Genomic DNA, 11,910 nt, shown 5'->3' with positions numbered 1-11,910 from the left:
GCGGATGACAGACCTCGCCACCACACCGCCCAACACATCTATCGCGGATCAGATCACCGCGCGCCTGACTGTGGCGCTCGCCCCGACGCATCTCGCGGTCAGCAACGATAGCGCGCAGCATTCGGGCCATATGGGCGACGACGGCACCGGCGAATCGCATTTCTCGGTCACGATCGAAAGCGCCGCCTTTGCCGGCGTCTCGCGCGTCCAGCGGCAGCGGATGGTCAACCAGGCGCTGGCCGATCTGCTCCGGGACCGGATCCACGCGCTCGCCATCCGCGCCCGCGCGCCGGGGGAATAACATGGCCTATGATCTCTGGTACTGGCCCGGCATCCAGGGCCGCGGCGAATTCGTCCGCCTGGCGCTCGAGGCGGCGGGGATCGCCTATAACGATCGCGCGCGCGTCGCAGGCGAAGAAGGCCTGCTGGCCGATCTCGAACGCCGCGGCGCGCGCGGCCCGTTCGCCCCGCCCTATCTCGATGCCGACGGTCTGGTGATCGCACAGGTCGCCAATATCCTGCTCTATCTCGGCGAGCGCCACCGCTTGGCCCCCGCCGATCCGGCCGGCTGGCTGTGGCTCAATCAGCTGCAGCTGACCATCGCCGATCTCGTGGCGGAGGTGCACAACATCCACCACCCGGTCGAGATGATGGCCTATTACGAGGAACAGAAGCCCGAGGCGGCGCGCGCCGCCAGGCAGTTCCGCGCCGAGCGCCTGCCCAAATTCCTCGCGCATTTCGAGGCGAGCGTGAACGACGCGCCCGGCGACTGGCTGACCGGCGAGCGCTGGAGCTATGGCGACACCTCGCTGTTCCAGGTCGTCGAAGGGCTGCGCTACATGTTCCCGCAGCGCATGGCCGCGCTGCAGGGCGACTATCCCGGTGTGATCCGGATCCGCGATCAGGTCGCGGCATTGCCCGGCGTGCGGGCCTATCTGCGGAGCGAGCGGCGGTTGCCGTTCAACACCGACGGCATCTTCCGCCACTATCCGGAGCTCGACGCAGCGTGATTGCCTCGACCCCTCGCTACTACCACCCCGGCGGACGCCGGGGCCCAGTCGGGAGACAGAAGTTGGCGGGTGCTGCGCACCGTTACAACGACTATCGCGACTGGGCCCCGGCCTTCGCCGGGGAAGCGGCAAGGGCGGGAGCAGCTCAATGAGGCGTCCCCGCCCCGCCGCGCGCATCCTGCTCACCGATCCGGCCGGCCGGGTGCTGCTGTTCCGCTTCGATCCCGACGATCGCCCGCCTTTCTGGTGCACGCCGGGCGGCGCGGTCGATCCGGGCGAGAGCTATGAACAGGCCGCCGCGCGCGAGCTGATCGAGGAAACCGGGCTGGCGCTCGATCCGGGCCCGCAGGTCGCGCAGCGCAGTGCCGATTTCCTGACCATCGAAGGCGTCGAGGTGACCGCCGACGAACGCTATTTCCGCGTGACCACCGATGCCGCGGAGATCGACACGACCGGCCATACCGCGCTCGAACGCCGCGTGATGCGCGGCTGGCGCTGGTTCGAGCGCGCCGAGCTCGCCGGCCATGCCGAACCGATCTTCCCCCACGATCTGCTCGCCCTGCTGGAGGCCACCGATGACCAATGACGATCTGATCCTGCAGACGATCCTGCCCGTCAGCCACGATCTCGGCGGCTTCAAGGTGCACCGCACGCTGCCCAACAAGCAGCGCACGATGGTCGGCCCGTTCCTGTTCTTCGATCAGATGGGCCCGGCGCAGCTTGCCATCGGCAACGGCGTGGACGTGCGCCCGCACCCGCACATCAATCTCGCCACCGTCACCTATCTTTATGCCGGCGGGCTCGATCACCGCGATTCGCTCGGCACTAACGCGACGATCGCGCCCGGCGCGGTCAATCTGATGACCGCCGGGCACGGCATCGTCCATTCCGAACGCTCGCCGCTGTCGGAGCGCGCCGCCGGCCCCGCACTGTCGGGCATCCAGACCTGGATCGCGCTGCCCGAGAAGGACGAGGAGATGGATCCGGCGTTCGAGCATGTCGAAAAGGCCGCCCTGCCGACGGTCGAGACCAGCAACGCCCGCGCCCGCGTGATCATGGGCGATCTGTGGGGCGTGTCCGCCCCGACCACCACCTATGCCAGCACGATCTATGCCGATATCGTGCTCGACGCCGGCGGCCAAGTGCCGATCGACGCCGGCGCGGACGAGCGCGCGCTGTACCTCTCGATGGGCGAAGCGACGCTCGACGGCATGACGCTCGAGCCGATGGTGCTCTACGTGCTCAAGCCCGGCATCTCGACATCGCTAAAATCCGCCACCGGCGCGCGCGTGATGCTGTGCGGCGGCGAGGCGTTCGCGACGCCGCGCCACGTCTGGTGGAATTTCGTCAGCTCGAGCCGCGAGCGCATCAACGAGGCGAAGCGCGCGTGGAAGGCCGGCGCGTTCCCCAAGGTGCCGGGCGACGACCAGGAATGGATCCCGATTCCGGAAATCCCACTGACGGTCAGTTATCCATAAAATCCCCCTCCCGCTTGCGGGAGGGACATGATTCTATCCCCCTCCCGCTTGCGGGAGGGGTTAGGGGAGGGCATGTCCACAGGTACCGCGCGTGACTGGTCAGGCCCTCCCCCTGCCCCTCCCGCAAGCGGGAGGGGAGAAGACATGACCGACTTCGATCTACAGCGTATCGACTTGCCCACCGGCGTCACGCTCGACGTCGCGGTGGAAGGCGACCCCGCCAATCCGGCGATCATCCTGCTCCACGGCTTCCCCGAATCGCACCGCACCTGGCGCCACATCATCCCCGAACTGGCCAAGACGCATTACGTCCTCGCCCCCGACCAGCGCGGCTATGCCCGCTCGTCCAAGCCCGCCGAGGTCGGCGAGTACGCGCCCGACAAGATCGTCGCCGATCTGATCGCGCTCGCCGATCACTTCAAGATCGACCGCTTCACGCTCGTCGGCCATGATTGGGGCGGCGCGATCGCCTGGATGGCGGCGCTGACCCGCCCGGACCGCGTCGCCCGGCTGATCATCCTCAACGCGCCGCACCCCTTCGTCTTCCAGAAGACCTTGTTCGACGACATGGCCCAGCGCGAGGCGAGCCAATATATCACCGCCTTCCGCAACCCCGGCCTGGAACGGCATGTCGACAGTATCGGGCTCAGCGCCTTTTTCGACGGCAGCTTCCTGAAGCATACCGATTTCGCCAGGATCGAGGCCGAGAAGCCGGTCTATCTGGATCAATGGAGCCAGCCCGGCGCAATGACCGCGATGCTCAACTGGTACCGCGCGAGCCAGATCGTCGTCCCCGGCATGGACGAGACGCCCGAGCGCCCCGCCTTCCTCGACGCGCCCTTCCCGCCGATCACCCAGCCGACGCTGGTGATCTGGGGCATGCAGGACAAGGCACTGCTGCCGAGCCAGCTGGAGGGGCTCGATCAACTGGTGCCGGATCTGACGGTCGTGCACGTCGATGCCGGCCACTTCGTCCCCTGGGAAGCGCCCGAGGCCGTGGTGCATACGATCCGAAGCTGGCTCGCATAATCCTCCCCGGCACGGGGAGGTGGCAGCCGAAAGCTGACGGAGGGGGGGGGGGGGGGGCCGGCACCCCCCCCGTTCGGGGGCCCCCCCCACCCCCTCCACCATGCGCGTGAAGGACGCGCATGGTCCCCTCCCCGTTCCGGCGAGGATCTACACCGTAACCTTCGCGCCAGCCGGCAGCGCGATCCCCGCGCCTGCCTCCACCGCGCCGTAGCGAATCCACGCCGCATGCGCATGCGCGCTCGCCAGTACCTGCCAGTCGCCCGCCCCCGGCCAGCTGCGCACGCGGATCACCTGGTGGGCGAGCGAGCGATCCGGCTCCATCGCCACCCAGCCGAGCGGCCGCTCGGGCGTCGCGCGCGCGCCGGCCGCCGCCATCGCCACGCGGATCCGCTCGGCCACCGGCTCGGGCAGATATTGCCACACCACCGAATGGATCAGCACGCGGGTCACGCCGGCCGCCTGCGGCTCGGCCAGCCGCGCCTCGATCCAGTCCGCCGCATCGGCGTGATCCAGCACCACGCCCTTCTCGCGCAGCATCGCGATCGCGGTACGCAACCGGGCGAGACGTTCGGGCTTTTCGGCCCAGACATAGGCGGCCAAACGCGCCTCGACCGGCGGATCGGTCGCATCCATCGTCGCGACATCGCAGCCGCGCGTGGAAACGATTTCGATCGGTACCGGCGCGGGCGCATCGCCGGTCCAGTCCGGCACGATCGTTACCGGTGAGTCGGCCGGCCCGACCCAGGTCCCGCCGAGATCGAAGCGATAGCGATCGATCAGCAGGTTGAGCCCCGCGCTCGAGCCGATCTCCAGCAGCTCGAGTCGTGGCCCGTGCCGCCGCGCGATCTCCAGCAGCCCGGTCATCAGCGCCGCCGACCGCCCCGGCTCGTTGGTCTGCGGCGGCCCGCCCAGCCACGGCATCAGCGCCGCCTCGTGCCGCGCCAGCACCTGCTCAAGGATCGCCACGATCGCGGCGTCGTCCGCGACGCGCCCGTCGAACACCGATGCCAGTTCCTCGTCCTGCCCGGCGATCACCAGCGCATGCAGCCCGCCCATGAAGCGCAGCGGCAAGGCATCGCGCGTCGGCTCGCCCGCCCAGTCGAGCACGCGCGCGCCGACCGCGCTGTCGCGGCTCAATCCGTCCGCCACCGCGGCGCAGATCCGCGCATAGATTGGTGCGTCCATCGCCCGACAATAATGTTCCTGGATCAGGAACGCCTCCCGCACGTTGTCTCCGTTCGCCATCAGCCACTCCTTCACGGCAGTGTTGCTCCCTGCCCCACCCCCTCGTAAAGCCCGAGCCATGCCTCAGCCGCTCATCATCGCCATCCCCAAGGGCCGCATCCTCGACGAGGCCGTGCCGCTGCTCCGCCGCGCCGGAATCGAGCCCGAAGCGGCGTTCAGCGACGAGAACAGCCGCGCGCTGCGCTTCGCCACCAACCAGCCCGGCATCGACCTGATCCGCGTCCGCGCGTTCGATGTCGCCACCTTCGTGGCGCACGGTGCCGCACAGCTCGGCATCGTCGGATCGGACGTGCTCGCCGAATTCGATTATTCCGAGCTCTATGCGCCGGTCGATCTCGGCATCGGCCATTGCCGCATCTCGGTCGCCGAGCCCGCCGCGCTCGCCGCGCATGACGATCCGCGTGGCTGGAGCCATGTCCGCATCGCCACCAAATATCCGCACGTCACGGCGGCGCATTTCGAGGCGCGCGGCGTGCAGGCGGAATGCGTCAAGCTGAACGGCGCGATGGAGCTGGCGCCGCTGCTGGGCCTCGCCCCGCGCATCGTCGATCTGGTCTCGTCGGGCCGGACGCTCAAGGAGAATGGGCTGGTCGAGGTCGAGGTGATCGCCGAGGTCACCTCGCGCCTGATCGTCAACCGTGCCGCGTTCAAGACGCGCGCGGAGATCGTCCCATTGGTCGAGGCGTTCCGCCGCGCCGTCTCTTCTCCCCTCCCGCTTGCGGGAGGGGCTGGGGGAGGGCCTGTCACCATGGAGTCCGCCACGTGACGACACGCCCTCCCCTAACCCAGTTTGAGGTGAACGACGCCCCGCGTCGTTCAGATCATGCCGGGGGCATGATCGACCTCAAACTCGCAAGCGGGAGGGGGGTTTGATCAACCTCTCCACCGCCGACCCCGCGTTCGATCGCGCCTTCACGACGCTCGTCAACGCGCGCCGCGAAGCGGACGCGGACGTCGCGCGCGACGTGCGCACGATCGTCGCGTCGGTCCGCGACGAAGGTGATGCCGCGCTCGCCGCCTTCACCAAGAAGTTCGATCATCACGATCTGAACGAAACCGGCTGGCGCATCGAACGCAGCGAGTGGCTCGCTGCCTATGAGGGGCTTGACCCCGTCTTGCGCGACGCGCTCGAACTCGCCGCCGAACGCATCACCGCATATCACGAAAAGCAACGCCCCGCAGACAGCGACACCACCGACGCCGCCGGCGTCCGCCTCGGCGCGCGCTGGAACGCGATTCAGGCGGCGGGCATCTATATCCCCGGCGGCCGCGCGGCCTATCCCAGCTCGGTGCTGATGAACGCCATCCCCGCGCGCGTCGCCGGGGTCGAGCGCATCGCCATGGTCACGCCCACCCCGAACGGCGAGATCAACCCGCTGGTGCTGGCCGCCGCGCACATCGCCGGCGTCACTGAGATGTGGCGCATCGGCGGCGCGCAGGCCGTCGCCGCGCTCGCCTACGGCACCGGCCGAATCGCGCCGGTCGACGTCATCACCGGCCCGGGCAATGCCTGGGTCGCCGAGGCCAAGCGCCAGCTCTACGGCGTGGTCGGCATCGACATGGTCGCCGGGCCGTCCGAGATCGTCGTCGTCGCCGATGGCCAGAATGACGCGAACTGGATCGCCGCCGATCTGCTCAGCCAGAGCGAGCATGATCCGACCAGCCAGTCGATCCTGTTCACCGACGATGCGGCCTTCGCCCGCGCCGTGGCGGACGCGGTCGATCTGCAGATCGGCACGCTCTCGACCGCGCAGACCGCGCGCACCGCTTGGGACGCCAATGGCGCGATCATCGTCACCGCCAGCCTCGAGGAAGCGCTGCCGCTGGTCGATCGCCTTGCGCCCGAACATCTCGAGCTCGCCTGCGACGACCCGCAGGCACTGTTCGATCGCGTGCGCCATGCCGGCTCGGTGTTCATGGGCCGCCACACGCCCGAGGCGATCGGCGATTATGTCGCCGGCCCGAACCACGTGCTGCCGACCGGCCGCCGTGCGCGTTTCGCCAGCGGCCTGTCGGTGCTCGATTTCATGAAGCGCACCAGCTTCCTGCAGCTCGATCCCGCCAGCCTCGCCGCGATCGGCCCCGCAGCGGTCGCGCTGGCCGAGGCGGAGGGGCTGCCGGCGCATGCCAGATCGGTCGCGCTCCGATTGCCGCTTACATGACAAAGCCAACCCTTTTCGATGATGGCTGGGAATTGGAAAGTGGTGAGGCGCGGCATGCCGATGCGCCGAAGACCTTCTGGATTCCTGAATTGGCCGCGCGCAAATCGCTAGCGATCGGCGATTTGGCAAAACTGATATTCGCTATCTCCGTCGACAATGCCGACGAGCCGGTCGCCGTTGAACGAATGTGGGTGATCGTGCGCGCGATCGAAAACGGCACTTATTACGGACTGCTCGACAACGAACCCGATTCCATCCAGCAAAATGACGAGTTCTGGGTCGGAACGGAAATACCGTTCGGCCCCGAACATGTGATAGACATCGAGCCTGGCGACGAAAAATCGATCGCCCTGGCCCTTACACAACCTCTCAAAGAATGGCCTCGCACCTAATGTCCGAACGCACCAAAGCCCGCAGCCAGGCGCGCGCCGCTTCCCGTCTCGCCGCCGTCCAGGCGCTGTACCAGCAGGACATGGAGGGCACGCCCGTCCCCACGCTGCTGCACGAATTCCACAATCACCGGCTCGGCGCGACGATCGAGGACGCCGAATATGCCGAGGCGGAAATCGATTTCTTCGACGACATCGTCAAAGGCGCGACCGCGCGCCGCGACGAGATCGATGTGGCGATCGCCGCCAAGCTGTCGAGCGGCTGGACGCTCGCCCGGCTCGACAAGTCGATGCGCGCGATCCTGCGCGCCGGCTGCTATGAATTGCTCGCCCGCGCCGACGTGCCGGTCGGCACCGTGATCACCGAATATGTCGATGTCGCGCACGCTTTCTTCGACAAGCGCGAGGCGGGCTTCGTCAACGGCCTGCTCGACGCGATCGCCAAGGACGTGCGCGGCTGAGCGTGGCCGAAATCGTCAACCTGCGCGCCGCGCGCAAGCAAAAGGCGCGGGCGGCCAGCGCCGCCGCCGCCGACGCCAACCGTGCCGCCTTCGGCCGCACCCGGGCCGAGCGACAGGCGACGCAGGCCGAGACCGCCCGCCACGCGCGCACGCTCGACAACGCCCGGCGCGAGCCATGACCCCGCTGCCCACCCGCCGCTTCGCCGCCTTCCTGTTCGACATGGACGGCACGATCCTCAGCTCGATCGCCTCGGCCGAGCGCAGCTGGACGATCTGGGCCGAGCGCCAGGGGCTCGACGTGCCGAGCTTCCTGCCGACGATCCACGGCGTGCGTACGGTCGAGACGATCCGCCGGCTCGCCCTGCCGGGGATCGATCCGGAGGCCGAGGCGGCGTGGGTCACCGCGGCGGAAATGGCCGATGTCGACGATATCGAACCGATCCCCGGCGCGCCCGCCTTCCTCGCCGCGCTGCCGGCGCATGCCTGGGCCGTCGTCACCTCCGCGCCGCGCGCGCTGGCCGAACGGCGCCTGCAGGCCGCCGGCCTGCCGCTGCCGCCCTTGATGATCGCCGCGGAGGACGTGACCGCCGGCAAGCCCGCGCCCGATTGCTTCCTGCTCGCCGCCGAGCGGCTCGGCGTCGCCGCGGCGGACTGCATGGTGTTCGAGGATGCCCCGGCCGGCATCGCCGCGGCCGAAGCCGCCGGTGCCGCGGTGATCGTGATCACCGCGACGCATCACCGCACGCTCGCCACCGCGCATCCCACGATCGCCTCCTATGACGCGCTGTCCATCACCACCGACCGGGACGGCCTGGCGCTGGCCCGGCCCAGCCCCCCGCAGTGACCGAAGCCGAGTTCCTCGACGGCCTGCGCCGCCTCCCGCTCCACCCCGGCGCGCACGGCCTGGCCGACGATACCGCGACGCTCGGCCACCATATCCTCACCACCGACACCTTGGTCGAAGGCGTGCATTATCTCGCCACCGATCCGCCGGAAGACGTCGCCTGGAAGCTGCTCGCGCAGAACCTGTCCGATCTCGCCGCCAAGGGCGCGACGCCGGCCGGCGTGCTGCTCAACTATCCGCTGCGCGCCGCTCCCCCTTCTACCACCCCGGCGGACGCCGGGGCCCAGTCGGGGAACGATCATGAGGAAAGGCTGCGCGACATAACCTCTACCGCCGCGACTGGGCCCCGGCGTTCGCCAGGGTGGAAACAGGAAGAAGATTGGGACGCCGCCTTCCTCGCCGGCCTCGCCACCGCGCTCAGCCACTTCGCCTGCCCCCTGCTCGGCGGCGACACCGTCTCGCTCCCGCCGCACGCCCCCCGCGTCCTGACGCTCACCGCGATCGGCGCGGACGCCGCCGCCCCGCCGCGCAGCGGCGCGCGCGCCGGCGATGCGCTCTACGTCACCGGCACGATCGGCGATGCCGGCGCCGGCCTGGCGATCGCGCTGGGCAGGGATGGTCCGGCCGCGCTGCTCGCCGCCTATCGCCGCCCGCAGCCCCGCCTCGCCGAAGGCCGCGCGCTCGCCCCCCGGGTCCATGCGATGATGGACGTATCCGATGGCCTGCTGATCGACGCGCAGCGCCTCGCCGCCGCCAGCGCGCTCGCCGTCACGATCGATCTCGACGCCGTCCCGCTGTCCCCCGCTTATGCCGCCCATGTCGGCACGGACCAGGCCGCACGGCTCGCTGCCGCCACCGCCGGCGACGATTACCAATTGCTGTTCGCCGCCCCCGCCGATTTCGCCCCGCCCGTCCCCGTCACCCGCATCGGCGCACTCGCCGAGGGCGCCGGCCTGACGCTCAAACACGGCGCGCAAGCCCTTCCATTACCGGCGAAACTCGGCTTCCAGCACGCTTCCTAGCGCGGCTTGCGCTGCCCCCACCTGCCCTATACGCTCGGCCCGACCGTGGGGGCACGGCGCAAAGCATCGGCTCCCTCGCCACCTTGAGCCAAGGGAGAGAGCATGCAGATCGTCTATGCCGCCATCGTGTGCGGCCTGATTGCCGTCCTGTACGGGATCGTCACCAGCCGCCAGGTCATGTCCGCCAGCCCGGGCAACGAGCGCATGCAGGATATCGCCGCCGCGATCCAGGAAGGCGCGCGCGCCTATCTCGGCCGGCAATATCGCACCATCGCGCTCGTCGGCGTGGTCGTCGCGGTGATCGTCGCCTATTTCCTCGGGCTCGTCTCGGCGACCGGCTTCGTGATCGGTGCGGTGCTCTCGGGCATCACCGGCTTCATCGGCATGAACGTCAGCGTCAAAGCCAATGTCCGCACCGCCGAGGCCGCGCGCACCTCGCTGCAGGGCGGCCTGACCATGGCGTTCCGCTCCGGCGCGGTCACCGGCATGCTCGTCGCAGGTCTCGGCCTGCTCGCGATCGCCGGCTTCTTCTGGTATCTCACCGGCCCCGCCGGCCACGCCCCCAATGACCGTATCGTGATCGATTCGCTGGTCGCGCTCGCCTTCGGCGCGTCGCTCATCTCGATCTTCGCGCGATTGGGCGGCGGCATCTTCACCAAGGCGGCGGACGTCGGCGCCGATCTGGTCGGCAAGGTCGAGGCCGGCATCCCGGAGGACGATCCCCGCAACCCGGCGACGATCGCCGATAATGTCGGCGACAATGTCGGCGATTGCGCCGGCATGGCCGCCGATCTGTTCGAGACCTATGTCGTGACCCTGGGCGTGACGATGGTGTCGATCGCGCTGCTGGTGAAGGCGGACACCGCCGAACTGCTCAAGCTGATGACGCTGCCGATGATCGTCGGCGGCGTGTGCATCATCACCTCGATCATCGGCACGTACATGGTGCGGCTCGGCAAGGGCCAGTCGATCATGGGCGCGCTGTACAAGGGCTTCTGGACCACCGTGATCCTGTCGATCCCGGCGATCTACCTCGCCACCCAGTACACGATCGGCGACATGAACGCGGTGATCGGCGGCGCCGGCTTCCTCGATCCCGCGTCGGACAATCTCACCACCGAAGCGATCGCCGGCGCCAGCACCAGCACCGCCTTTACCGGCATGGACCTGTTCTGGTGCATGATGATCGGCCTCGGCCTGACCGGCGCGCTGGTCTGGATCACCGAATATTATACCGGCACCAATTACCGCCCGGTCCGCTCGATCGCCAAGGCCTCGGAAACCGGCCACGGCACCAACGTGATCCAGGGCCTCGCGGTCAGCCTGGAAAGCCCGGCGCTGCCCACCCTGGTCATCTCGGTCGCGGTGATCGCCAGCTACCAGCTCGCCGGCGTGATCGGCATCGCGTTCGGCGCCACCTCGATGCTGGCGCTCGCCGGCATGGTCGTCGCCCTGGACGCGTACGGCCCGGTCACCGACAATGCCGGCGGGATCGCCGAAATGGCGGGGCTCCCCGACGATGTCCGCCACCGCACCGATGCGCTGGACGCGGTCGGCAACACCACCAAGGCGGTGACCAAGGGCTATGCGATCGGCTCGGCGGCGCTCGCCGCGCTCGTCCTGTTCGGCGCCTACACCACCGATCTGGCGGAATTCTTCCCCGATCTGAACGTCGATTTCAGCCTCTCCAACCCCTATGTCATCGTCGGCCTGCTGCTCGGCGCGCTGCTGCCGTTCAGCTTCGGCGCGTTCGGCATGACCGCGGTCGGCCGTGCGGCCGGCTCCGTGGTCGAGGATGTCCGCGCGCAGTTCCGCGACGATCCCGGCATCATGGCGGGCACCAGCCGCCCCAATTATGCCCGTACCGTCGATCTCGTCACCAAGGCGGCGATCAAGGAGATGATCATCCCTTCGCTGCTCCCGGTGCTCGCGCCGATCCTGGTCTATTTCGTGATCACCGCGGTGGCCGGCCAGGCGAGCGGCTTCGCGGCCCTGGGCGCGCTGCTGCTCGGCGTGATCGTCTCCGGCCTGTTCGTCGCCATCTCGATGACGAGCGGCGGCGGCGCATGGGACAATGCCAAGAAATATATCGAGGACGGCAATCACGGCGGCAAGGGCAGCGAGGCGCACAAGGCCGCGGTGACCGGCGACACGGTCGGCGATCCCTACAAGGATACGGCGGGGCCTGCGGTCAACCCGATGATCAAGATCACGAATATCGTCGCGCTGCTCCTTTTGGCAGCCCTCGCTGCCAAGGGAGGCTGAGCAGA

At 68.9% G+C, this 11,910-nt stretch carries 14 protein-coding genes; 13 read left to right on the top strand and 1 reads right to left on the bottom strand.

The annotated features are described in order from the left end of the window. The first annotated feature begins 4 nt into the window (after positions 1-4). The 5 genes from NV401_RS04230 (at position 5) to NV401_RS04210 (ending at position 3,517) form a co-directional block, all read left to right on the top strand. On the top strand, positions 5-301 hold the full coding sequence (locus NV401_RS04230; protein ID WP_261293149.1) for a BolA family protein: 297 nt from the start codon (positions 5-7) through the stop codon (positions 299-301). Between the two features lies 1 nt (position 302). Next, positions 303-1,010 (top strand): glutathione S-transferase, encoded by a 708-nt coding sequence (locus NV401_RS04225; RefSeq protein ID WP_261293148.1) that lies wholly within the window; start codon positions 303-305, stop codon positions 1,008-1,010. A 148-nt stretch (positions 1,011-1,158) separates the two neighbouring features. Beyond that, the gene (locus tag NV401_RS04220) at positions 1,159-1,596 is read left to right on the top strand and encodes an NUDIX hydrolase (protein ID WP_261293147.1); all 438 of its coding nucleotides are present in this window, start codon (positions 1,159-1,161) and stop codon (positions 1,594-1,596) included. Then, a complete protein-coding gene (locus NV401_RS04215) occupies positions 1,586-2,488 on the top strand; it encodes a pirin family protein (RefSeq protein ID WP_261293146.1) in 903 nt (300 codons plus the stop codon). The genes NV401_RS04220 and NV401_RS04215 overlap by 11 nt, the downstream gene beginning before the upstream one ends. A gap of 144 nt (positions 2,489-2,632) precedes the next feature. Next, positions 2,633-3,517, top strand: coding sequence for an alpha/beta fold hydrolase (locus NV401_RS04210; RefSeq protein ID WP_261293145.1), 885 nt, complete (start codon positions 2,633-2,635; stop codon positions 3,515-3,517). 147 nt (positions 3,518-3,664) lie between these two features. Here NV401_RS04210 and NV401_RS04205 read toward each other — a convergent pair whose 3' ends face one another. Then, positions 3,665-4,762, bottom strand: a complete 1,098-nt coding sequence (locus NV401_RS04205; RefSeq protein WP_261293144.1) for a DUF2332 domain-containing protein — start codon at positions 4,760-4,762, stop codon at positions 3,665-3,667. Positions 4,763-4,820: 58 nt separating this feature from the next. Here NV401_RS04205 and hisG point away from each other — a divergent pair, with 58 nt between their 5' ends. The 8 genes from hisG (at position 4,821) to NV401_RS04165 (ending at position 11,905) form a co-directional block, all read left to right on the top strand. After that, positions 4,821-5,528, top strand: a complete 708-nt coding sequence (gene hisG / locus NV401_RS04200; protein ID WP_261293143.1) for an ATP phosphoribosyltransferase — start codon at positions 4,821-4,823, stop codon at positions 5,526-5,528. 103 nt (positions 5,529-5,631) lie between these two features. Further along, entirely contained in the window at positions 5,632-6,924 is a 1,293-nt protein-coding gene (gene hisD / locus NV401_RS04195; protein ID WP_261293142.1) for a histidinol dehydrogenase, read from the top strand. Next, a complete protein-coding gene (locus NV401_RS04190) occupies positions 6,921-7,316 on the top strand; it encodes a DUF2314 domain-containing protein (protein ID WP_261293141.1) in 396 nt (131 codons plus the stop codon). Before hisD ends, NV401_RS04190 begins: the two co-directional genes overlap by 4 nt. Then, positions 7,301-7,774 carry a transcription antitermination factor NusB gene (nusB, locus tag NV401_RS04185; RefSeq protein WP_261293140.1) on the top strand — a complete coding sequence of 158 codons (474 nt, stop codon included), beginning with the start codon at positions 7,301-7,303 and terminating at the stop codon, positions 7,772-7,774. Before NV401_RS04190 ends, nusB begins: the two co-directional genes overlap by 16 nt. Positions 7,775-7,776: 2 nt before the next feature. Beyond that, a complete protein-coding gene (locus NV401_RS04180) occupies positions 7,777-7,953 on the top strand; it encodes a DUF4169 family protein (protein ID WP_261293139.1) in 177 nt (58 codons plus the stop codon). Beyond that, positions 7,950-8,618, top strand: a complete 669-nt coding sequence (locus tag NV401_RS04175) for an HAD-IA family hydrolase (RefSeq protein ID WP_261293138.1) — start codon at positions 7,950-7,952, stop codon at positions 8,616-8,618. The genes NV401_RS04180 and NV401_RS04175 overlap by 4 nt, the downstream gene beginning before the upstream one ends. Continuing rightward, positions 8,615-9,640, top strand: a complete 1,026-nt coding sequence (locus NV401_RS04170; protein WP_261293137.1) for a thiamine-phosphate kinase — start codon at positions 8,615-8,617, stop codon at positions 9,638-9,640. Before NV401_RS04175 ends, NV401_RS04170 begins: the two co-directional genes overlap by 4 nt. Before the next feature lie 102 nt (positions 9,641-9,742). Further along, positions 9,743-11,905, top strand: a complete 2,163-nt coding sequence (locus tag NV401_RS04165; protein ID WP_261293136.1) for a sodium-translocating pyrophosphatase — start codon at positions 9,743-9,745, stop codon at positions 11,903-11,905. Positions 11,906-11,910: the final 5 nt, after the last annotated feature.

Source organism: Sphingomonas hylomeconis, from assembly GCF_025370105.1.
GTDB lineage: Bacteria > Pseudomonadota > Alphaproteobacteria > Sphingomonadales > Sphingomonadaceae > Sphingomonas > Sphingomonas hylomeconis.
The sequence above is the reverse complement of the archived record's forward strand: the minus strand, read 5'-3'. Positions and strand labels throughout refer to the sequence as shown.

Coding starts and splice junctions, on each gene's coding strand:
- NV401_RS04230 (WP_261293149.1), top strand. CDS start 5: ATGACAGACCTCGCCACCACACCGCCCAACACATCTATCGCGGATCAG.
- nusB (WP_261293140.1), top strand. CDS start 7,301: ATGGCCTCGCACCTAATGTCCGAACGCACCAAAGCCCGCAGCCAGGCG.
- NV401_RS04225 (WP_261293148.1), top strand. CDS start 303: ATGGCCTATGATCTCTGGTACTGGCCCGGCATCCAGGGCCGCGGCGAA.
- NV401_RS04220 (WP_261293147.1), top strand. CDS start 1,159: ATGAGGCGTCCCCGCCCCGCCGCGCGCATCCTGCTCACCGATCCGGCC.
- NV401_RS04165 (WP_261293136.1), top strand. CDS start 9,743: ATGCAGATCGTCTATGCCGCCATCGTGTGCGGCCTGATTGCCGTCCTG.
- NV401_RS04190 (WP_261293141.1), top strand. CDS start 6,921: ATGACAAAGCCAACCCTTTTCGATGATGGCTGGGAATTGGAAAGTGGT.
- NV401_RS04175 (WP_261293138.1), top strand. CDS start 7,950: ATGACCCCGCTGCCCACCCGCCGCTTCGCCGCCTTCCTGTTCGACATG.
- hisG (WP_261293143.1), top strand. CDS start 4,821: ATGCCTCAGCCGCTCATCATCGCCATCCCCAAGGGCCGCATCCTCGAC.
- NV401_RS04210 (WP_261293145.1), top strand. CDS start 2,633: ATGACCGACTTCGATCTACAGCGTATCGACTTGCCCACCGGCGTCACG.
- NV401_RS04215 (WP_261293146.1), top strand. CDS start 1,586: ATGACCAATGACGATCTGATCCTGCAGACGATCCTGCCCGTCAGCCAC.
- NV401_RS04205 (WP_261293144.1), bottom strand. CDS start 4,762: ATGGCGAACGGAGACAACGTGCGGGAGGCGTTCCTGATCCAGGAACAT.